This window comes from Lactobacillus sp. XV13L, assembly GCF_059900875.1.
The window spans coordinates 1-20,974 of the sequence record NZ_JBWXGD010000002.1; the positions used below are offsets into that span (position 1 = coordinate 1).

General features: G+C 46.1%; 26 protein-coding genes, 1 pseudogene and 1 other annotated feature. Of the genes and pseudogenes, 2 read left to right on the forward strand and 25 right to left on the reverse strand.

Going from position 1 to position 20,974, the window contains the following annotated elements:
• Positions 1–1,060: 1,060 nt before the first annotated feature.
• Both AC2JF6_RS02035 and AC2JF6_RS02040 read right to left on the reverse strand, forming a co-directional pair.
• Positions 1,061–1,363 (reverse strand): hypothetical protein, encoded by a 303-nt coding sequence (locus tag AC2JF6_RS02035; protein WP_500729100.1) that lies wholly within the window; start codon positions 1,361–1,363, stop codon positions 1,061–1,063.
• Positions 1,364–1,365: 2 nt separating this feature from the next.
• Positions 1,366–1,890 carry a hypothetical protein gene (locus AC2JF6_RS02040; RefSeq protein WP_500729101.1) on the reverse strand — a complete coding sequence of 175 codons (525 nt, stop codon included), beginning with the start codon at positions 1,888–1,890 and terminating at the stop codon, positions 1,366–1,368.
• A gap of 338 nt (positions 1,891–2,228) precedes the next feature.
• Here AC2JF6_RS02040 and AC2JF6_RS02045 point away from each other — a divergent pair.
• A pseudogene (locus AC2JF6_RS02045) lies at positions 2,229–2,414 on the forward strand (DDE-type integrase/transposase/recombinase); the annotation flags it as partial.
• A gap of 86 nt (positions 2,415–2,500) precedes the next feature.
• Positions 2,501–2,617, forward strand: a complete 117-nt coding sequence (locus tag AC2JF6_RS02050) for an IS3 family transposase (protein ID WP_500729234.1) — start codon at positions 2,501–2,503, stop codon at positions 2,615–2,617.
• 179 nt (positions 2,618–2,796) lie between these two features.
• On the opposite strand, the gene AC2JF6_RS02055 is transcribed toward AC2JF6_RS02050, so the two are convergent.
• From AC2JF6_RS02055 to cysS, 23 genes are all read right to left on the reverse strand, one after another.
• The gene (locus AC2JF6_RS02055; protein WP_500729102.1) at positions 2,797–3,858 is read right to left on the reverse strand and encodes a C40 family peptidase; all 1,062 of its coding nucleotides are present in this window, start codon (positions 3,856–3,858) and stop codon (positions 2,797–2,799) included.
• A 49-nt stretch (positions 3,859–3,907) separates the two neighbouring features.
• A complete protein-coding gene (locus AC2JF6_RS02060; protein ID WP_500729103.1) occupies positions 3,908–4,840 on the reverse strand; it encodes a C39 family peptidase in 933 nt (310 codons plus the stop codon).
• A gap of 183 nt (positions 4,841–5,023) precedes the next feature.
• On the reverse strand, positions 5,024–5,764 hold the full coding sequence (locus AC2JF6_RS02065) for a hypothetical protein (protein WP_500729104.1): 741 nt from the start codon (positions 5,762–5,764) through the stop codon (positions 5,024–5,026).
• Positions 5,765–5,963: 199 nt separating this feature from the next.
• Complete coding sequence (locus AC2JF6_RS02070; RefSeq protein WP_500729105.1) at positions 5,964–6,893, reverse strand: SLAP domain-containing protein; 930 nt, start codon at positions 6,891–6,893, stop codon at positions 5,964–5,966.
• Between the two features lie 172 nt (positions 6,894–7,065).
• Complete coding sequence (locus AC2JF6_RS02075; RefSeq protein ID WP_500729106.1) at positions 7,066–8,082, reverse strand: D-alanyl-D-alanine carboxypeptidase family protein; 1,017 nt, start codon at positions 8,080–8,082, stop codon at positions 7,066–7,068.
• Positions 8,083–8,216: 134 nt separating this feature from the next.
• Positions 8,217–8,582 carry a 50S ribosomal protein L7/L12 gene (gene rplL / locus AC2JF6_RS02080; protein ID WP_500729107.1) on the reverse strand — a complete coding sequence of 122 codons (366 nt, stop codon included), beginning with the start codon at positions 8,580–8,582 and terminating at the stop codon, positions 8,217–8,219.
• 49 nt (positions 8,583–8,631) lie between these two features.
• Entirely contained in the window at positions 8,632–9,141 is a 510-nt protein-coding gene (gene rplJ / locus AC2JF6_RS02085) for a 50S ribosomal protein L10 (protein ID WP_500729108.1), read from the reverse strand.
• Between the two features lie 33 nt (positions 9,142–9,174).
• Positions 9,175–9,300, reverse strand: a sequence feature (ribosomal protein L10 leader region).
• Between the two features lie 33 nt (positions 9,301–9,333).
• The gene (gene phoU / locus AC2JF6_RS02090; protein ID WP_500729109.1) at positions 9,334–10,002 is read right to left on the reverse strand and encodes a phosphate signaling complex protein PhoU; all 669 of its coding nucleotides are present in this window, start codon (positions 10,000–10,002) and stop codon (positions 9,334–9,336) included.
• A 15-nt stretch (positions 10,003–10,017) separates the two neighbouring features.
• The gene (gene pstB, locus AC2JF6_RS02095; RefSeq protein ID WP_500729110.1) at positions 10,018–10,773 is read right to left on the reverse strand and encodes a phosphate ABC transporter ATP-binding protein PstB; all 756 of its coding nucleotides are present in this window, start codon (positions 10,771–10,773) and stop codon (positions 10,018–10,020) included.
• Positions 10,774–10,783: 10 nt separating this feature from the next.
• Positions 10,784–11,584 (reverse strand): phosphate ABC transporter ATP-binding protein PstB, encoded by an 801-nt coding sequence (pstB, locus tag AC2JF6_RS02100; protein ID WP_500729111.1) that lies wholly within the window; start codon positions 11,582–11,584, stop codon positions 10,784–10,786.
• A gap of 9 nt (positions 11,585–11,593) precedes the next feature.
• Complete coding sequence (gene pstA, locus AC2JF6_RS02105; protein WP_500729112.1) at positions 11,594–12,487, reverse strand: phosphate ABC transporter permease PstA; 894 nt, start codon at positions 12,485–12,487, stop codon at positions 11,594–11,596.
• A 6-nt stretch (positions 12,488–12,493) separates the two neighbouring features.
• Positions 12,494–13,486: a phosphate ABC transporter permease subunit PstC gene (pstC, locus tag AC2JF6_RS02110; protein ID WP_500729113.1), complete on the reverse strand. Its 993-nt coding sequence runs from the start codon at positions 13,484–13,486 to the stop codon at positions 12,494–12,496.
• Entirely contained in the window at positions 13,487–14,350 is an 864-nt protein-coding gene (locus AC2JF6_RS02115) for a phosphate ABC transporter substrate-binding protein (protein WP_500729235.1), read from the reverse strand.
• A 135-nt stretch (positions 14,351–14,485) separates the two neighbouring features.
• Complete coding sequence (rplA, locus tag AC2JF6_RS02120; RefSeq protein ID WP_500729114.1) at positions 14,486–15,178, reverse strand: 50S ribosomal protein L1; 693 nt, start codon at positions 15,176–15,178, stop codon at positions 14,486–14,488.
• 71 nt (positions 15,179–15,249) lie between these two features.
• Positions 15,250–15,675 carry a 50S ribosomal protein L11 gene (rplK, locus tag AC2JF6_RS02125; protein WP_500729115.1) on the reverse strand — a complete coding sequence of 142 codons (426 nt, stop codon included), beginning with the start codon at positions 15,673–15,675 and terminating at the stop codon, positions 15,250–15,252.
• Between the two features lie 122 nt (positions 15,676–15,797).
• Complete coding sequence (gene nusG / locus AC2JF6_RS02130; protein WP_500729116.1) at positions 15,798–16,346, reverse strand: transcription termination/antitermination protein NusG; 549 nt, start codon at positions 16,344–16,346, stop codon at positions 15,798–15,800.
• 103 nt (positions 16,347–16,449) lie between these two features.
• Positions 16,450–16,620, reverse strand: coding sequence for a preprotein translocase subunit SecE (secE, locus tag AC2JF6_RS02135; protein ID WP_500729117.1), 171 nt, complete (start codon positions 16,618–16,620; stop codon positions 16,450–16,452).
• Positions 16,621–16,626: 6 nt separating this feature from the next.
• The gene (rpmG, locus tag AC2JF6_RS02140) at positions 16,627–16,776 is read right to left on the reverse strand and encodes a 50S ribosomal protein L33 (RefSeq protein WP_500729118.1); all 150 of its coding nucleotides are present in this window, start codon (positions 16,774–16,776) and stop codon (positions 16,627–16,629) included.
• A 226-nt stretch (positions 16,777–17,002) separates the two neighbouring features.
• The gene (locus tag AC2JF6_RS02145; protein ID WP_500729119.1) at positions 17,003–17,221 is read right to left on the reverse strand and encodes a P8 family protein; all 219 of its coding nucleotides are present in this window, start codon (positions 17,219–17,221) and stop codon (positions 17,003–17,005) included.
• 67 nt (positions 17,222–17,288) lie between these two features.
• A complete protein-coding gene (locus AC2JF6_RS02150) occupies positions 17,289–17,864 on the reverse strand; it encodes a sigma factor (protein ID WP_500729120.1) in 576 nt (191 codons plus the stop codon).
• Between the two features lie 293 nt (positions 17,865–18,157).
• Complete coding sequence (rlmB, locus tag AC2JF6_RS02155) at positions 18,158–18,916, reverse strand: 23S rRNA (guanosine(2251)-2'-O)-methyltransferase RlmB (RefSeq protein ID WP_500729121.1); 759 nt, start codon at positions 18,914–18,916, stop codon at positions 18,158–18,160.
• On the reverse strand, positions 18,903–19,346 hold the full coding sequence (locus tag AC2JF6_RS02160) for a Mini-ribonuclease 3 (RefSeq protein WP_500729122.1): 444 nt from the start codon (positions 19,344–19,346) through the stop codon (positions 18,903–18,905). The genes rlmB and AC2JF6_RS02160 overlap by 14 nt, the downstream gene beginning before the upstream one ends.
• Positions 19,339–20,769, reverse strand: a complete 1,431-nt coding sequence (cysS, locus tag AC2JF6_RS02165; RefSeq protein WP_500729123.1) for a cysteine--tRNA ligase — start codon at positions 20,767–20,769, stop codon at positions 19,339–19,341. Before cysS ends, AC2JF6_RS02160 begins: the two co-directional genes overlap by 8 nt.
• Positions 20,770–20,974 lie beyond the last annotated feature (205 nt).

The window sequence follows — 20,974 nt, forward strand, 5'->3', positions numbered from 1 at the left end:
TTGCCTGCTTTAGTTTATTAAGTCAAAGGATCTAGTTTTTTCCCAGACTCTTTTAAAGTAGGTAAATAAAAAATGATTTAAGAGCTAGTTTTCATACTCGTTAATCGTTAACCCAACATAAGTCCTAGACCAAGTGTGTCAGTCCTTTCCATGACGATGATGCCTGGCTGCCCGAGCACCTAGCCTATGAAGAGTTTAGTAGGGACTGCCCGCGCAACAATCAGTATTTAAAGGGCCAATCGACGTAGGAATAAATCGTGACTGATGGTTTGCGGCTTGATTCAATATCGGAAAAGCCCTGCAACTTCATGTAGGACCTAAAAGATAAAGATAATAAACAAATACGAACTTGTTTCAAAATTACGCTGGCAAATCTAGGTTATCTGCCAGGTCTACTCAATGCCATTCAATATCAAGAGTCTAACGGCTGTTTGGAAGGAATCAGTCGCAAGATCAAGCGCACGACCTAAGGCTACCGCAACTTTATATATTTAGTAGCCCGTATTAGGCTGGAAAAAATCAAACCTGGAATCAAGCAAAAGGCATCAAGCTACTTAGTAGCCTGATGCCTAATCAAAATTCCACTTATCTATTTGTACGAAGGATTTCTAAAAATAATTTTTATTGAATTCAATAGCTGCAGTGAGTAATAGATCTTTCTCTTTATAAGGCGAGGACATTATATTAAATCATCTTTCAAAAAAATAAGGAACTCCACAAAGAGTTCCTTTTAATTAACGATAATGAGTGTTTTATGTTGGCTTGAGGTGTTCACACACAACCCTATGAAGACTCCTTAAGCCAGTGCAATTAAGTCCAACCCACCAACTTAAGTTGTAACGTCTAACAGATACTCAAGTTACCTGTTATTATACATATTTTATAATATAATTTTTGTAAAAACAAGAAAAATAAAAAAGGAAAGAATTTCTCCGATCGAGTGTACTCTGATGAACCAAAACTCAAAAACTTTAGGGGTAGCTGTTTTTTCAAAATACTCTAGGCAAATAAAAGAAGCCATTTTAAAGTGACTTCTTTAACTCTAGTGATAGATAATCTATCAAATATTATTAGAATTTATATGTTCACGTGTCAATCTTGCAGCCTCTGAAAGATCAAGTCCATAATCAGTTATTGAAATTTCGTATTCAAAAGCATGAATTTCATCAACATCTTTTGCCTTACCATAATTAAAAAAGGCACCAAGCGTTCCACATAAATGTAAAATGTTAGAGAGACTTTCATTAGAATACACAACGATAAAAATACTATTTTTATACGATTTTTCAATTCTATATTCAAAAGCATTTTTAATACTTGTTTTTATGACAAGCATTAAATCTTCTAGTTTCTTTTCGTTCATTACTAAAAACTTGCTGTGGGTTCCAAAACTACTGCGGAGACGGGTAATATATTAGAAGAGGCCCTTCCTGTTAAAACTACATATCCATGACTATTATTAACATTAGGAATAGTCACTTGTTTTGTCCATGCATTATTAAGAATCCCTAACCCGCCTCTAACGATTGAAATATTTCTTACTTTTCCATTATTGTAATGAGCATGCAAGTCCAAGTCTAGTCTGAAAGACGCAAAATCAGGGTCCGTCATTTTTATGTAAATGTAATAAGTTCTACCCGATACACGCGTTACTTTAGATATGCCTGCGTTACCCGTTATTGTTGAACGAGTTAGGTTACTAATCGAACTCATTGATTTAATATTTTCGTCAAAATTTAAGTAAGGTGTATTATTTTGTTGTTCAGTGTTATCTTGAAAATTATCTGGTGTATCAGTATTTGCACTAACGCTCTTACTATTCAAAGCAAGAGAAAAAGTTATTAATCCTAGTGCGATAAAAGACAAAAACCATTTGTTATACTTTCTCATAATATTAACCTACATGATATCAATATAAATAATAAATTTTTATCATTATATCACAAAATGATTAATATACTACACGATAATTCATTTAATAAAAAATATTTCACTTTAATAGCATAATCAACTCTATTACGGACCGGTATTGTAATTAAATGAAAGCTCAGACTGAATATTGAACAAATCACCTAAAAAACCAGTTAAGTATACCACCCTTTACTGTCGCTAATTAAAGTTGTTAAAAGGCGTAATCCTGGCTTTGGCTCTCTGCTCATAATCGACACGTTAAAAATCAAGTACGGCCTGCAGGTGAATCATAACCCTTTAAAAATCTTTACAGCGGTGAAATCATCAGCTACACGATCAGCCAGCGGCCGCAGACCAAGTATGTTCTGGACGGACTCAAGCAGGTTTTGACCATCCGGCCTAAATTGCCTTACCGCATGACGATTCATAGCGACCAGGGCATTCAATACCAGTCCAAAGTATATTCTCAGACCCTAAAGCAGCACCACGTTTTTCAAAGCATGTCGCGGCAAGCAGCCTGCGAGAGCCTCTTTCACATCATAAAGGTTGAGCTAGACTACTACACTTATACTTATCCTACTAAGAAGCGCTGCAGGAAGCCATGGAAAAGTGGATCAAATACTGGAATCAAACTAGAATCAGGCACACGCTAAAAGGTCGCACCCCGATTGAATATCGGAATACGGCCTTAGCAAACATGAATTAATGTTAACGTCCAATTCTAGGGGTTAACTTCATCTAGTACCACTCAACGTCCCTTTTGAATATATTAAACTATCATCGATTTATATTTTAATAACATATATCTGACTGCAGTATCTCTTTCAAACTTTAAAAGACATAAATTATCTAGTCATAAGATTAATTATCTAACTAATTTTGCTATTAAGACATTTCATGTATTCCTACGGCTTTAGTTAGCGGAAAAACGCGTTTAGCATAGTAGTATTTACGAAAATTAGCGGGCCACACGGACACGCCTGCAGCTGGCCATGAATGTAGAACCTTATTGTGGCCAAGGTAAATCCCCACGTGGTAACATGCTTTCTTAGGCCTGCCATAAAAGATCAAATCCCCTTGACGTAGCTTTTTCAAGCTGACAGTTTGTAGAGTTGGACTTTGAACAAACGAACGACAACCCCATTCGTGGGTTGCATGCCAACGTGGATTAGCAGGTGACGGATCGATGCCCGTAGCATACATACACTGCATCACAAGGCCAGAACAGTCTACTGAGGTGCCAGGCTCCTTGGTAGTAAAGTCCACCCAGGCCGTTCTAGCATTTTTATATTGAAAGCCGCGTTTGAGAAAGGCTCTAATATAATCACTTCGCGTTGAGGCGTAATTCAATGTCTGATCAAGCGGACTAGCATAATAACCCTTAATGTGCAGACTAGTCATATGCGGCTGACGGAACATCTGCGGAATTTGGTAACGTCTGACTGTTTTAATTGCAATTTTATCACTGGTAGCAGCTAACGCAGTTGACGTGCTTGGCACATAAAGACGCCACGTACTATGTAAATGGTGGTACCAGACAGCTGGATATGTCACCGTAAAGTTACCTTTATCGTCAGTAACATACTTTTTCATTATAATGTACTTCTTGCCGTTCCACTTTTGTAAAAAAACTGGTCTTTTTTCTGCACTGTTTAAAGCTACTCGATCAAGAATTTGATCTCCTGCAGTCCACTTATACTTAGTATAGAGACCTTTAAAAATTGTTTTGGTTTTTGTTGATTGTGCAGGTAAAGTTACTTCGCTAAGTTGCACCTGTCGGTTTACATCATTACTAGTTTTGCTTGTTTTAGATTGCTCATTAGGTAGCACCTCCATCTCAGTACTTGGTACTTGGTTTGTTGTAGCTGCTACAGCTGCAGATGAGCCCATAGTAGCCATTAAGGCGATAGCTACAATGCTAGCTAACACTTGCTTTTGATATTTCATATTGTTTCTTTCTCCTTCAACAGGTTGTTATCCTTTAAATCTTAACTATTCAGTAACTTAAAGCTCTGCATCCATCACGACGCCAGTATCTAACAAAGTTTTTGTTGCTCATCGAGGAGGGATGACCAGTCCATGGATCATTGTAGAAAAGCACGTTGTGGTGGTACCCCGTTAAAGTTAGTGCATGGTTAGCCAGACCATTCATACCGCACACCCAAACAACTACCAAGTGTGAATGAAGCAGTTTTTTCTTGATTGCCGTCAAAGAACAATTGGTCATTACCTCGGCTGTACCTAGATACTTTTTGACCAGACTCTTCAGGCCAGCAGGTGCAATCCAGTAACCGGCGGGATATTCTTTATAAGGCGAGCCGACAAAACCTTTATTGGGATCTTTGCTACGAGGGGTCTCATTGGCAATCTGGAGCTTAGACACTTTATGCCCCGCAAAGTTGATCATCATTGCAGTCGCAGTCATTTCACATCCAGTTGGCAATTCAGGTTTCTGCGATATACATTTGACCTTGTTCTTAACCCCAACTACGTTACCGTTACGAATCCAATAATAAGCCTTCTTAGTGACGATTGACTTCTCACTTCTAGGTCCGTTAGGTAAGTAATAGCTGTAGGAGGATTTGCAAGGCGTTTTACGTAAACCAGTTAGTAAAATACCATGTTTATTAAATAAGTAGTGGTAATTCTTGATTTTTACAAGACCAGTAGCCTTCCTATTTGAACTGTAATAGTATATTTTTTTACCTGATTTTGTAATCCAGCCTTGCTTTACCATTGGTCTGGAAGGTGCTTGATTAATTGCATCACTATTAATCACATTAGACTTTCCTATGTCAGCTTGGTTTTCTTGAGCCGCATTACTTTGGTGGTCAGTCAATCCGGAGTTTGCTGCCTTTACTTGATCAATACTCTGGGTTGCCAACAACGCCGAAATAAATACAATTATAAATAGCCGCTTTTTATTCATTGTTTATCCATAAATCCATAATATAAATTATTCTTTATTATTAAATTACTCCAGTAAAATCAATTTAACAATAGTATCAACAGCAAATAGCAAAAATATTAGCTTAGAATCATTGAATTTGGTAAGCTAGTCAAAAGCAAAATGAGATTTTGGTCAATATTCTGACTGCAATTTTCAAATTTATTAATTTTTATATCCTTGGTAAGTGACATGGGCCTTAACGCGACCCTGTGCTAATTTTTTAATTTTCACCTGCACAATGGCCTTGTGGTAACCATAATCCTCAAATTCAGGTTCATTGTCTTCAATTGCGTCAAGATCACTCTCAAAGGTATCAGATGTGTCCAAGATGGTTGGACCACTATTGAAATCACGGTGGTGCTTGGCCTTATGATAATCGGCAACCGTGCCGTTGCGGTGACCAATGCGACTAAGCCGTTTATAGATACCCTTGCGCAGTTTTGCAGACGTCAATTTTATTCTTTTGACCTTGATCTTTTGCTTATTTTTATAAGTGACACCATCAGCATCGTCACCAATGTAATGCTTCCCGTCAATCTTATATTTGGCGTGCCAGTCAAGTAATGATATTGCTGAAACCTTATATTGCGCACCACGAGGTACTCGCTTAATAGCTTTTCCTCTATTGTTAAAAAGCGTCCCGCTGTGTTGAGTTACCATAAAGCAGTTAACCGGTATCCATTCATCAACAATTAACCAGTTATGCTTCTTAAATATTCTATTTACCAACGCATTGTGGTAGGCAAACTTGCTAGCATGCGGACGCTCCACATAAGTATAAGCCTCAACTTTTTGTCCTAAGCCTCCAATTATAGCAGCACTTGCCAATCCAATAAGTGCGGTAACAATCAGCACCTTACTAAATAATCTGTTTAGCCAAGTAGACTTTCCTTTTTTTTGCACTATCTAGTCCTCCAATTATAAATTAAAAATATCACCATTAAATTTAATTTCTAATTCGGTGATTCAGCAATCCCTAGTCTGATAATTCCAGTCAGAACATCCGAATGAAATCCTTAACTCGCCATCCCGTCCATTTGTTCTAGCACACAAAAACAAGCCCGCGGCAAAGCAGAGCTTGTCTTACTTAATCACATTTTTCTTAATATGTTGCACCGACAGCTGAATAAACCTGCCCCTTACCGGCAACCACAACGGCGCCCAGGCCAATTGTCTTGTCCTGCGGATTAAGCAGAATGTCACGGTGGCCCCAGTTGGAAGCAGCGTCATTATAGATGTATTCGTAGAGCATGTTGTCGGCAATCAAGGCACTCGAAGGGTTTTTAGCGGCTGTCAGTTCATTGGTCTTGTGGTCAACGGTCCAGCCCCATGGGAACATCGCGATGCATTCGCCGAGACCATTAAAGGAAATACCGGCCTGCTTATAGTAGTCTTCCAAGATGAAATTACCTGACTTGCCGTTGTGACTAAAGTTAGCCGGGAGCAGCTTAGTCCTCTCCTGCGTTACTTCGTCGTAATGCGTGTCTGCTGTTACCGGGGTCAAACCACGCTTTGTGCGTTCATCGTTCAAGACCTTTAAAAATTCCTGTCTGAATTCACTAAGCGAAAAGTCAGCAATTGTGGCCTTGGCTTTCTTGGGCTCAGCCTGCTTAACCGGCGTAGCTGCTGGCTTTTGCACCCTGACCTTCTTAATCTTAATGCAATTTGCGGGTACAAACTTGCCTTGGATCACTAAGTAAAACTTCTTACCCCTGATTTTTTGGCTGCCGACAACCGTCAGTTTCTTACCCTTTTTCAATACGGACTTTTTAATCTTGCGACCCTTCTTGTTGTAGAAGTTGGTCTTTTTGATAACCCTGCCGCTTTTCATGCCTATGCCCGGAGCTTGGGGGGCCTGCTCATCGTAACTGACGGTCCACTTAGCAGCATCCGCCAGTGATGGCACCTTCAAGGTCGCAGCTGCGGAAATGTCCTCAGCGGCAAGCCGGTTTGCACCCCAAGACAGGCCACCGGCAAGTCCAGCCGCAGCCAGAACTCCGGCAACTAACTTGCGATATTTAAAATTCTTCATTGCTCTTTCTCCTTATAGATTGCGCACGGACGCCCCCGAGGCGCCGTCATCATCGTGCATGGCTGCAGCAAGAGCCAATCTTACCGTCAGGTCCACTAGTTTGCTTGATTTCTATTAAAGCACAACGCACAAACGCAAGCAATAAAGAAATTAATATACTCTTGATTGAGTCTTATTGCCTGTGGCGGTAGGTAAACTGCAGCAGCTTGTTGGCGTCGGTAAATTCGTCTTCGTCATCGAGCACGACAACGATGCGGCCGCTGCCTTTCCTGCTGCTCCCGACGAAGCAGTAGCCCGCACGCGGCGTCCAGCCCGTCTTCATGCCGTCGGTTTTCAGCGCTCTCACGTTATACTTGCGGCCAGGCAGCGTATTGTTATAATTGTGCAGCTGCTGTCCCGCCACGTACTTGGCGGGCGTACTAAAGTACTTCATCAGGTCCGGATAATCGCGGGCAACGTGGTAGGCAATAATTGCCAGATCCTTGGCGGACATCAGATTACCCCCATTCCACGCACCCTTGACGTAAAAGCCGTACGGTGCTAGTGCATCGTTTTCCAGACCGGAAGCGGAAACAAAGCTGGCGGACAGGTGCCACAATTTGGCCTGCTTGTTCATCATCTTAATAAACTTCTTGTTGGAGCCGGCGACCCACTGACCCAGTCGGATGGCGGAATTGTTGTCGGAGTCAATGATGGTTGATTCCATTACCTGCCTGATCGTGTACATGCGTTTTGAATGAACGCGCAGGCTGTTCAGGTTGGGATTAGAGCCCATTCGCACCAGCGCTTGTGAATACTTCACCTTCTTTTGCCAGCCCTGCGGATTTCTCGCCAATTTGCGGCGGGCCAAGTAAATGGTCATTAGCTTGCCGGTTGAAGCCGTTAGATAGCGCTTTTTAGCGTTTTTGGCCAGCAAAACTTGGCCCGTTTGCCGGTCTAGCACAAGGTAGGCCTTGGCCTTGGTCTTAGGCTTCTTGGCCTGGATGTAGTCGTCATACTTGCCCACTGTTGTGGGCTGCGCGTGGCTGTACACCGGTACCTTAGTTATAGCGGGAGCGGGTTGCACGGCTGGGGTGACAATGTCTTCAGGCGGTATACCGCTGGCTGCCTTTGCCCTTGCAGCGCCACTTAGGCCGATTCCAGCAAATAGAAGGCCAATGACCAAATAAAAATATTTCTTTAACTTCAAATTTATTTCCTTTCCGGTTAGCACTTCAGACTTTAGAACACAGCTTAAAAAGCAAATCGTTCAAAAGTAAAAGGCGCAAACTCAAATCGTTGAGTTTACGCCTTTTTTATTCGCTTTGTCCAGTTGGACCGTAACTATTTTAAGGTTACAGTAGCGCCAACTTCTTCAAGCTTAGATTTAATGTCATTAGCTTCGTCTTCAGAAACGCCTTCCTTAACGTTCTTAGGAGCGCCGTCAACAAGATCCTTGGAGTCCTTAAGGCCAAGTCCAGTGATGTCACGAACAGCCTTAATAACCTTAACCTTTTCTTGGCCAGCTTCAGTTAATTCAACATCGTAAGTTGATTTAGCAGCAGCTTCGCCACCGGCAGCACCAGCTGCGGCAACAGGAGCAGCAGCTGAAACGCCAAATTCATCTTCAATTGCCTTTACCAGGTCATTCAATTCAAGAATTGAAGCACTCTTCAAGTCTTCAATAATCTTTTCAGTATCTAAAGCCATACTTATGTATCCTCCGAAATTTTAAAATTAGATATAAATTACTTTAGTTTTATTCTGCAGCTTCGTCTTTAGAATCAGCAACAGCCTTAACAGCGTATGCGACATTGCGCACTGGCGCTTGTAATACGGAAACAAGCATTGACAACAGACCTTCACGGCCAGGGATAGCAGCAAGTTCCTTGATTTCATCCTTTGAAGTCAATTTACCTTCTAACATACCACCCTTGATCTCAATGACCTCGAAGTTGTCCTCGTATTTAGAAACAATCCGGGCTGGCTCCGTAATATCATCAGCGTTGTCAGTGTAAATAACAGCAGTCGGACCAACAAAAGTATCATTAAGTCCTTCAATGCCAGCCTTAGCAGCAGCACGTCTTAAGTATGTGTTCTTAACAACCTGCATCTTAACGTCATTGTCGCGCAGTTCCTTACGCATGTTAGTAACTTCTTCAACCGTCAAGCCCAGGTAGTTGATTACCAAGATGGCTTTTGCACCCTTAAGTTCTTCAGCAAATGCGTCAACGAACTTTTCTTTTTCAGCAATAGCAGCTTTACTCAATCAAATTCACCTCCATCAGTTTCATTAATAAATTCCATCGGACCAAAAACTCCATGCCGAGAAGGACATGGAGCATAAATCATCTTCATTATCTTCTGGCCTCGGCGGGATATTGAGGCACCATGCCACCCGAGTCTTAGGTAGAATTTACTTTGACTAGTATAACAAGACTTAGCCCCAAATGCAAGATAGTTATTTATTTTCGTCTTCAAGTAATTCAAATAATTCACCCGAAGTCTTATAGATAACCCAACTGGCTATATTAACAATGTGGTCACTAATCCGCTCGAGCAAGCGAATAATAACAAAGTAGCTGGCCGAGGCCACTGCCACCGCTGGATCCTGCTCAACGCCATCAATAATTATTTTTCTAGCCTTGTTGTAAGCCTCGTTGACTTCTGCGTGACCTTCGAGCATCCTACGCGCCGTCTCTTCGTCTTCTTGCACATAAGCGGTCAGCACCTGAATCAGCATCGTGCGTACTTCATGGGTCATGCGGGAAATAATTGTTTCGGCTTCTGGAATACGCGGGTTGCCCTTGACCCTGACCGTCTCAATAGCGATGCTGTTAGCATTCTCACCAATTCGCTCCAGGTCGGTTGTCGCCTTCAGGATGCTGATAACCACCCGGAAGTCGGTTGCAACGGGCTGCTGCAGGGCCATTAGCGCTAGCGCCTTTTTCTCAATCTTGATTGCTTCCTTGGCAACTTCCTTGTCTTCAGCAATCATTGCCTGCGCCGCTTTTTTATCGTGATCAACAAACGAACGCGTTCCCTTATCAATTAGATCATTAACCAGCACCCCTAGTTCCATAAAGCGGGTGTTCAACTTCTTTAGTTCATCTAAAAATATCTCGTGCATAATCCTACCTCTGATTTAGCCAAAACGGCCGTTAAGATAATTACTCGTCAGTTCCTTTTTGGGTGCCAAAAACATCTCTTCGGTGGGGCCCGCTTCGATCAGGTCGCCATTCATCAAAAAAGCCACCTGGTCAGCAACCCGGCTGGCCTGCTGCAGGTTGTGCGTTACCATGATGAAAGTATACTTTTGCTTCAAGCCCATTAGCGTTTCCTCAATTTCCGCACTTGAAATCGGATCAAGCGCCGAAGTGGGTTCATCAAGCAGAACCACCTCCGGCCTGATTGCAAGGGCGCGCGCAATGCAAATACGCTGCTGCTGGCCCCCAGAAAAAGCCAGGGCATTGCGCTGCAGCGCATCCTTGGTTTCCGCCCAGATAGCGGCCTGCTGCAGGCTCTCCTCAACGCGCTGCTCAATCAGTTCCTTGTCCTTGACGCCGGCAACGCGCAGTCCGTAGGCCACATTGTCAAAAACAGAAAACGGGAAGGGCGTCGGTTGTTGAAAGACCATGCCGACGTGCTTGCGCAAGGCAACCAGGTCAAGATTGGAAGAATAAATATCCTTTTTTCCCAACAAGATTTTACCCGCGATCTTGATGCCGGCAATATCATCATTCATCCGGTTCAAGCAGCGCAAGAAGGTGGACTTGCCACAGCCCGACGGGCCAATTAGCGCCGTTAATTTCTGGGCGGGGAAGGCCAGGCTGATCCCGTGCAGCGCTTCAAACGTGCCGTAACTCAGTCTAACGTCTTCAGCTTCCATAATATTTTTCATCTGAGCTCCTTTAGCCAAAACTACCCTGAATGTATTTTTCCGTAATTTCACCCTGCGGATTGGTAAATATGTTGGTCGTCGTGTCATACTCAAGGGCGTGGCCCAAGTGGAAAAATGCGGTGTACTCGCTGATTCTTGAGGCCTGCTGCATGTTGTGCGTTACCATCACCATGGTGTATTTCGCGCGCAACTGCTTTAGCGTGTCCTCAAGCTTAGCGGTTGACACCGGGTCGAGTGCGCTTGCCGGTTCGTCCAAAAGCAGCACTTCAGGCTTCAAGGCGATTGCCCGCGCAATGCATAAACGCTGCTGCTGGCCGCCCGAAAGGGCCAAGGCACTCTGGTTCAGCTTGTCCTTGACCTCATCCCATAAGGCCGCCGCCCGCAAACTTTCTTCAACAATCTGATCGAGCTTGGCTTGATCTTGCTGGCCGTTGGCCTTCAATGCATAAACAATGTTTTCCCTGATCGACTTCGGGAAGGGATTAGGTTTTTGAAAGACCATGCCAATTGCCTTGCGTAGCTCGTACACGTTAACCTCTTTTTGGTTGACATTCAGATCATGAAACATAATCTTGCCGTCAACCTGCGCCACCCGATCATTCATCCGGTTCAGGCAGCGCAGGAAAGTCGACTTGCCCGAACCCGAGGCCCCAATGAGTGCCGTAATCGTGTTTTTCTTAAAACCCAGACTGACGTCAAACAGCTTTTGAATCGTCCCCCCGTAAAAAACGGACAGGTCCTGTGTGTAAATTGCGCAGTCTTCTTTGCTAAACGTCTTAATGTGTCTTGCTTTTTCTTGCCAGTTTTTCATAGAACTTCCCTACTTCACTTGCGCAGCGGTCAGGCGGGTATAAACCCAGTTGCCCAGTGCCCGTGCGCCAAAGTTAAAGATAATAACCACGATCACCAATAAGGCCGATGAGGCCGCCGACACGGCATTAACGTCGGGGATAATCCCCTCAGTGTTAACCTTCCAAATGTGCACAGCCAGGGTCTCAGCCGGGCGCATCACATTCAAAAAACTGCTTGGACTAAACATGTTCCAGTTGGAATAATCAACCGTTGATCCGCTCTGTCCCGCTGTATAAATAAGCGCTGCGGCCTCACCAAAAACACGCCCAGCACTCAGAATAACGCCCGTGATGATCCCAGGCAGCGCCGCAGGCAGAACAATCCCGCGAATAGTTTTCCAATTAGATAACCCGAGTGCCCATCCGGCCTCGCGCTGGGTCTGGGGCACGCCCTTGATTGCTTCTTCGATATTGCTGGTCAAAATCGGCAGGTTGAAGAAGGTCAAGGCCAGCGCACCGGCAATAATGGAGAAGCCCAACCCAAACTGCACTACAAACAGCAGGTAGCCGAACAGCCCGACAACGATTGACGGCAGCGAACTCAAGATTTCAATCGTCGTCCTGATGAGCTGCGTTAGCCAGTTATCCTTGGCGTATTCCGCCAGGTAGATTGCCGCCCCAAGTGCAATCGGCAGCGAAATTATGAGCGTGAGCAGCAAGAGGTACAGCGAATTGAACAGCTGGTCGCGCACGCCCCCACCGGCCTCAAAGGAAGAGGCCGCCGCGGTCAAAAAGTGCCACGACAAGTGCGGCACGCCAGACGCCAGAATGTTGCCGATGATGCTAGCCAACAATAAGATGACTATTCCCACCAAGAAGTAAATGACGCCCGTAGCAATCCGGTTAGTCCTTTTTGAATTCATAATCTCCTAGCTCTTCTTTCCAATCAAGTGCACCAAAAAGTTGAACACCAACGACATTACCAAAAGCAGCAGAGCCAGCGACCACAGCGCGTTGTTGGGCAGCGTGCCCATCACGGTATTGCCCATCTGGCTGGTCAATTGACTGGTCAAGGTGGCCGCCGGGTTAACCAGATTAGGCGGCAGCAGGACCGCATTGCCGATTGCCATCTGGACCGCAAGCGCCTCGCCGAAGGCACGCGCCATGCCAAAAATAACGGCGGTCATGATCCGTGCCCGGGCTGCGCGCAGAACAACGTGAAAGATGGTCTGCCACTGGGTCGCGCCCAGCGCGGCCGATGATTTGCGCAGTTCTTTGGGAACGGCCTTAAATGCATCGACAGTCAGTGAAGTGATCGTCGGCAGCACCATGACGAACAGGATTAGCGTGGCCGTTAAAATTCCAAAACCGGTTCCCCCAAAAACAGTTCTAACCGCCGGAACAATCACACTCAGGCCCAAGAAGCCATAAACGACGGAGGGAATGCCCACCAAAAGCTCCATCGCAGCTTGGAGCAAACGGCCATACTTAGCCGCCGAATACTCGGTCATAAACAGCGCCACTGCAATCGAGAAGGGCGTCGCCAGCAAAGCAGCAAGCAGCGTAACGGCAAACGACGTAACGATCAGCGCCGCCGCGCCAACGTGGTCCTTGCCCGCAGCCGGATTCCAGTCAGACGAAAATAAAAAATGCAGGATATTGACATGGTCAGAAAAGAAGGTTGCCAGTCCCCTTGCTCCAACAAAGCCAATGATTGCAACGATTAACACACCAATCAGGGCGATTGCACAAAACGTCAGCCCCTTGCCCCAGCGTTCCTGCCGCGTTTCTTTAGAAGGCCTGGTCAAACGTGCAACGTCAATATCCCGTGGATCAATTCCCTTGAACTTGACGTGGGGAACCTTTTGCTGTGCAATTGCCTTTTCGACAACTTTTTGCAGATCTTGCTTTTTTCTTCCCATTTACTTACCTATTTTTGTAACTCGATTATGACTGTCACGGGTAACCTGCATTTCACCGATGCTCAGGTACCCGATCTTAGGAACTAGTTCCTTTTGTACTTTTGCGCTTAACACGTATTTAATGAAGGCCGCCGTCGCTTTATTGGGCTTGCCCTTCGTGTACATGTGCTCATAGGACCAGAGCCGCCACTTGTTGGTGGGAATGTTCTGGTTCACAGGCTGCACGTGATCGATGGCGAGCTTCTGAATGTGCGGATCATTGGCATAGGGAAAAGAAATATACGAGATTGTCCCCGGCGTCGAACTGACAATCTTCTTAACCGTCCCGTTAGAATCCTGCTCCTGCGAATTGACCGCGTCCCTGCCCTTCAAGATGATATCTTCAAAACTCGTTCTGGTGCCACTGCCCCGCGAACGGTTGATAACAATTATTGGCAGGTCCTTGCCGCCGACCTCGCGCCAGTTCTTGACCTTGCCGGTATAGATTGCAGCCAGCTGGGCCGTTGACAGGTTCTTAACGCCTACGCCCTTATTGGCAATCGGAACAATTCCGACAACCGCGACGGGGTAATCGGCAAGTTTACCAGCATCAATGCCCTTCTGGGTTTCCGCAAAAACGTCGGACGTGCCGACTTCAACCGCCCCGGCCTGCACCTGGCTAAGTCCCGTGCCTGAGCCGCCGCCCTGGACAATAATGTTGCTGTCCAGGTGGGACAGGTGGTAGTCACTTGCTGCCTGCTCGATTAGGGGCTGCAGGGCACTTGAGCCCACAATGGTGATCTTTTTTTGATTTTTGCTGCACCCAGCTAGTAGCGGCACCAGCAAAAGACCGACTAACAGCTTAACCCAGTTATTTTTGCACATCATAATCCCTCAACAAGACAATTAAATTAGCTCTAGTTTACCAAACATTGCACCAGCGATAAACCATAAACTTTCTGAAGACAACAAAAAGGGGCAATCCAGCTAAGCTAGATTGCCCCCCTAATCAGCAATGATTTAGTCCAAATTTAACGGATCAAGCTTGATCCCCGGGCCAAAGGTTGCAGCAACTGCAACACTCTTAATGTACTGACCCTTAGCAGCTGACGGACGAGCACGCAAGATGACGTCGCGCAGTGCATCAAAGTTTTCGATTAATTGTTCATCGGTAAATGAAACCTTGCCGATGGCGGCGTGGATAGCAGCCTGACGGTCAACCCGGTATTCAACCTGACCGGCCTTCACGTTCTTAACGGCCTTTTCAATGTCCATGGTAACCGTCCCGGTTTTCGGGTTAGGCATCAAGCCTTTTGGCCCCAAGATTCGGCCCAAGCGTCCAACCTTAGCCATCATTGTTGGCGTAGCAACAACAACGTCAAAGTCCAAGTAGCCGTTTTGCACCTTTTCGACCAAATCGTCGGAACCAACTTCGTCAGCACCAGCGGCCTTGGCTTGTTCAGCCTGTGGGCCTTCAGCGAAAACAACAACCTTCTGGGTCTTACCTGTACCGTTTGGCAAAACGAGCGAGCCCCGAATTTGTTGATCGGCTTGCTTAGGGTCAACGCTCAAGTTGTATGAAACTTCAACTGAAGCGTCGAAGCCTGCGTATGAAGTCTCTTTAACCAGCTTCATTGCTTCGGCAACCGAATATAATTTCTTTGAATCTACTTTTTTAGCAGCTTCTAAATATTTTTTACCATGCTTTGGCATGTGATTTCCTCCTTAATATGTGGTCAAGCAAGCCTTAGGCTCTCCCACCTAAAATGTTATAAATAACAGGATTAGTCTTCGACTTCGATACCCATGCTTCTAGCAGTACCTTCGATCATCCGCATAGCAGATTCGACATCAGCAGCGTTAAGGTCCTTCATCTTGGTTTCAGCGATTTCCTTAACTTGATCCTTGGTGACCTTGCCCACCTTCTTGGTGTTCGGTTCACCGGATGCCTTGTCGATCTTTGCAGCTTGCTTCAAAAGCACCGGAGCTGGTGGAGTCTTGGTTACGAACTCAAATGAGCGATCTTCGTAAACCGTGATGACTACAGGAATAATCATGCCCTTTTGGTCAGCAGTTCGAGCATTGAAGTCCTTGGTAAAGCCAACAATGTTAATGCCCGCTTGACCTAAAGCAGGACCAACAGGGGGAGCTGGTGTTGCAGCCCCAGCTGGTATTTGTAATTTGACAACATTAATAACTTTCTTTGCCACGGTCAATACCTCCTTGATTCCGTGCGTGGTTAAAATGGAAAACTAACCCGTTTCCCTCCCACAATAATAAAAGTACCTTACTATGGTACCATTGTTTGCCTGGTTTTGCAATATCTCAGTTGTTAACCGATTTTCTTGACCTGGTCGTAGTCCAGTTCGGTGGTCGTTGCCCGGCCAAACATGTCGACCGAAACAAACAGTTTGTACTTGTCCGGTTGAATCTCGGTAATCTTGCCCTCGACGCCGTTAAAGGCACCGTCGGTAATTGTGACCGTCTCGCCCACTTCAAAGTCAATCTGCGGCCGCTTGGCTGGTTCGCCCTGCTGGCGCAGGAGCCGGTTAACTTCCTCTTCAAGCAGTGGCGACGGCTTGGAGCCACCACCATGCGAGCCGACAAAGCCCGTAACGTTAGGCGTGTTGCGGACAACGAACCAGCTCTCATCGGTCATCACCATCTCAACCAGCACGTAGCCCGGAAAGATTTTTTCTTCAACGTTTTTTTTCTTGTCGCCAACCTTTTCGACTTTTTCTTGCTCAGGCACCATTACCCGGAAGATGTAGTCCTGCATCCCCATGCTTTGCGCACGTGACAACAAGTCGGACCTAACCTTGTCCTCGTATCCCGAATAAGTATGGAGCACGTACCACTGCTTCTTGACTGTTTCAACCATTATTACCAATTCTCCTTTAAATTCTTGGCAAACAAAAAAACCTCCACGCTAGAGGTCCGTTTAACTTGGTTTTATTATAACACAGATAGAAAATCATTGCTAATCACATTACTACCTGGGTCATGCTGCTGAATACTAGATCAAGCAGACCCAAGTATGAGGCAAACAAGATTGACGACCCGATGACGATTGCCGTATCATGCCGGTTTTGCTTGGCGCTTGGCCACGTGACCAGACGCATTTCTTCGCCAACGCTCTTTAAAAACTTAATCATTACCTCTTACCTCGTTTCCTTGTGCAAAGTCATTTTGCCGCAATACTTGCAGAACTTTTTTAATTCAAGCCGCTGAGTGCGATTCTTGCCTGCGGTGATCGAGTAGTTACGCGAGCCGCATACACTGCAGGCCAAAGATGCTTTTTTCACTGCCATAATCTCACTTCCAAACTATTGTATTCTAGCAAAAAATATGTGCACAAGCAATTGACTTAATTATTAATTTACTAATTGTGGCGATTGCCATGCCGCTTTTTGCATTAACATTCTCTCATTGGCTCGTCTTGTCAAATAAAAACAACTGCCTAATTCTATTGGCAGCTGCCTTCTGGTGGACAATAAATGCGTGCCCACCGGGCGTAGAACATTGTGTTAGTCGGATTTACTTCTTAAGATTCTCATTTACGAAGGATTCGATTTTATCGTCAGAATCATCCAGGAACGGAAGCATTGTTTCCTCCGTCTTGATGGTATCCCTACCATTCTTTTCCATAAAATAATCCCACAGGGCGTCTCTGACCGGAACATCTGAATCGCTCCAGTCAAACACTTCTTTCATGTGACGATCTAACAATGCAGTCTTAATAACTTCTTTACTCATCTTAATGCCTCCTAAAATATTCCACACCGTTAATTATAACGCGTTTGGGCACTCAGTGGTACAAATGCTAACTGAGAAGTAGCCGGCGCATTTTCTGCAGCACGCGCGCACGGGCCCGCACCAGCATGAGGCGACTGAAGTGGTATTTGCGCTTGATCTCTTCGTACTTCATAGTGCCCAGGGCCAAAAGCAGCGCGCTTAACTCTAAATTGGAAAGGTGCGCCACCAATTCCTTTAAGTTTTCACTCAGCGGTACCGCCGCCGTTTGGGCAAAATTCTGCCGTAGAGGACTCAGCCCCTCTGCAGCGGCGTTCTCCAGGGAGATGGCCTGAGTTAACGCTCGTCGCCTATAAGCTGCATCGTACCTGACCAGCGACTTGGCGTGGTTGGTCAGCAGCGTTTTGTAATAACTGCCAAAGCGGCCCTTATTGTCATTAAACTTCTGGACTGCCCGGTAGCAAACAATCAGCGCATCCTGGTCCCAGTCCTGGCTATCGTAATAGCGCACGTGGTACCTGCGCTTGATGCAGCTGATAAGCGGTTGGTACGTGCGGCACAAGTCCTTTAAAGCATCATCATTCCCCGCCCTCACCTGGTCAATACGTCTGCGTTCCACTTCAATTGCACGTTCAAAATCTTGCATCTTCATTCCCTCCTAATTCAGCAGCTTTCAGAGTGAAGGATACGCAGATTGCCCGTAGTAAAATATCGAACGGTCGTTCATTCGTAGCGGTGGGATCTAAATGTCACTTGCCTAGAAAACGAACATGGCAAGCTGTCGAATTAGTCATTTTTTTAAAAAATAAGCAAAATTTGCTTCGGGGAATTTGACCCTTGCGTTTGACCTTGATGGCCTTCATCATCGACTCAATCCGACCACTTTTGCCCACAAAAAATCACCCCCCTGATTGGATTGGGGGGGTGATTATGCGTTAGTTATTTGGCAATGGGATTGCGGCTATTGAGCATCTGGTAGAGCAGAACGCCAGTTGCCACGCTTGCGTTGAGCGACTGCACGTGACCAACCATTGGCAGGGTCAGCATCTGGTCCATCTGTTCCTTAAGCAGGCGCGCGATGCCCTTGCCCTCGTTGCCGATGACGAGAACGGTTTTGCCACGCGCATCCCACTTGCGGTAATCAGTGCCCGCCATATCCGTCCCAAACAGCCAGTAGCCACGCTGTTTCAGCTTTTGACTAGTTTGCACGAGGTTATTAACCCGGGCGACCGGCACATAGTCAATCGCCCCGGTCGCGGTCTTGGCCACTACCGACGTGAGCCCGGTTGCGTGCCGCTTGGGGATGATGATCGCATCAACCCCCGTGGCGTCAGCCGACCGCAAAATTGACCCCAGGTTGTGCGGATCTTCAATCGAGTCCAGCATCAGCAAGAAAGGCTCCTTCTGGTCATGGTCATATTGGTCCAGCAGCTGGTCTAGGTCCGCATATTCAAAGCTGGCAACAGTTAAGACCAGGCCCTGGTGGTTTTCGCCCTGGACCAACCGGTCCAGTTTGTTTTTGGGCACCGTTTGAATAATCAGCCCCTTTTTCTTAGCCAGACCAAATACCTCATTAGCAAAATTTTCCTGGACGCCCTGCTGCAGGAACACCTTGTTGATCCGTCCAGCATCCTGCGTTCTTAAAAAGTCCAAGCCGGCATGCTTGCCGAAGATAAAATCCTTATCATTTGAAGTCATATTGATCAATGGCCCCTTCCTCTACTGCCTTGATGCACCACAAAGTTAACTCCTGGATGCGGTCCTTCTGACCGCACAATTCCAAATAGCCCCACACCGCCTCAAAGCCGGTAGACAGTTGGTAAGTTGCGAGGCTCGTGTTCTTGGCCTTAGTGTGCGTTTTCGAGTTGCGCCCCCGATGAAAGGTGGCCACTTCCTCCTTAGTGAGCATCTGTTCCTCCTGCAGCTTGGTGATCAAGGCGGCCTGAGCTTTGGCCGACACGTAGTGCGTGGCCTGCCTTTGCAAAACTTGCGGCTTGACGATGCCACACTTAAGCAGGTGGCGGCGAATATCTATTTCATAGACCGCATCGCCTAAGTACGCCAGCGTTTGCCCGTTTAGCGTATCCGGATTAACTTCTTCTTCCACCATTTTTTTGTTTTTAGTCACGTTTCCACCTTGTTCCCTGGGGAGTGTCCTCCACCGTGATGCCCCTTTCCTTTAATTGTGCGCGCAGCTGGTCGCTCTTTGCCCAGTCCTTGGCCGCGCGCGCCGCTTCACGTTGTTTTATCAGTTCGACTACTGCGGCGTCGGTGCTGCCCGGTTCATTATTCTGCGCAAGCAGCTTGTCTGCATCAATGCCAAAAATCGCCAGCCACGTGGTTAATAGCTGCTGCGCTTTCTTAAGCGCCTGCTTGTCCGCGTTGAGTGCGCTAGAATTGGCGTTGATCTCGGGCAATAGGTCATAAATGGCAGCCAATGCATTCTGGACGTTAATGTCATCGTCCATTGCCACATTGAATTTCTGTGCAGTTGTATCCAGTGCTGTTTCCAGTGCAGCCGACCTCATGCTTTTGCTCTTATCGGCTAACCGGTATTGCAAGTTGACCAGGGTGTTCTTAAAGCGCTGCAGAATATTCTCTGCCTGGGCAAGGTTGGTGCGCGAATAGTTGATCTGCTTGCGGTACTGCACGCTCGCCATGAAAAAGCGCAAAACCTGCGCATCGACGTCTTTCAACAGTTCGTGAACCGTCACAAAATTGTGCAGCGACTTAGACATTTTTTCCTGTCCTGCGCCCACAGTCACGAAGCCGTTGTGCATCCAGTAGTGGACAAAGGGTTGCCCCGTTGCGGCCTCACTCTGGGCAATTTCATTTTCATGGTGCGGAAATTCCAGGTCCTGGCCACCACCGTGAATATCAATAGTCGAACCCAGGTACTTGGTAGCCATGACCGAGCATTCAATGTGCCAACCGGGCCGGCCTTGGCCCCAGGACGATGCCCACGCAATCTCATCTTCTTGCTTCTGCTTTTTCCAGAGGGCAAAGTCGATGGGGTCTTCCTTACGCTGCTGGTCCGCGGCATTGACGTGCTTAGAAGCACCCTCCTCAAGCTCAGCAATATTCTGACCGCTAAGGTCACCGTAATGTTTGAACTTGCGAGCACGAAAGTAGACGTCGCCGCCTGCCTCGTAGGCATAATCCTTGGCAATCAGCTTGGCGATAAAAGCAGTGATCGCAGGAATTTCATGCGTCGCCCGGGGATTCAGGGTCGCCGGCTCAACGTTCAAAGCCGCCGTATCTTCTTGGTAGGCCTTGATGTAACGCGCGGCCAATTCAGAAACGGTTGTCTTCTCAGCACGCGCTTCATTGATCATCTTGTCGTCAACGTCGGTAAAGTTCGAGACGAAGTTGACTTTATAACCCCGATATTCGAAGTAGCGCCTGATGGTATCGAAGGCAATCACGCTCCTGGCATTACCGATGTGTATGTAATTATATACTGTCGGCCCACAGACGTACATTGTAATCTGACCGGGAGTAATGGGCTTAAATTCTTCCTTAGTCTTGGTCAGAGTATTGTAGATTTTCACACGGCTAACTTCCTTTCCTAAAAAACTATCATGTTCATTTTAACAGAAACCGCTGCATATTCTAGTGCGGAACAAAGAAAAAGCCCGTGCGAAAATTCTTGCACACGTGTTTTTAGACAATCACATTCCATTTTGCTACTTAAATTGACTGCCTTGACAAAGCGGTTATGTGCAATGATGTAATACTTGCACCATAAAGCTTTCT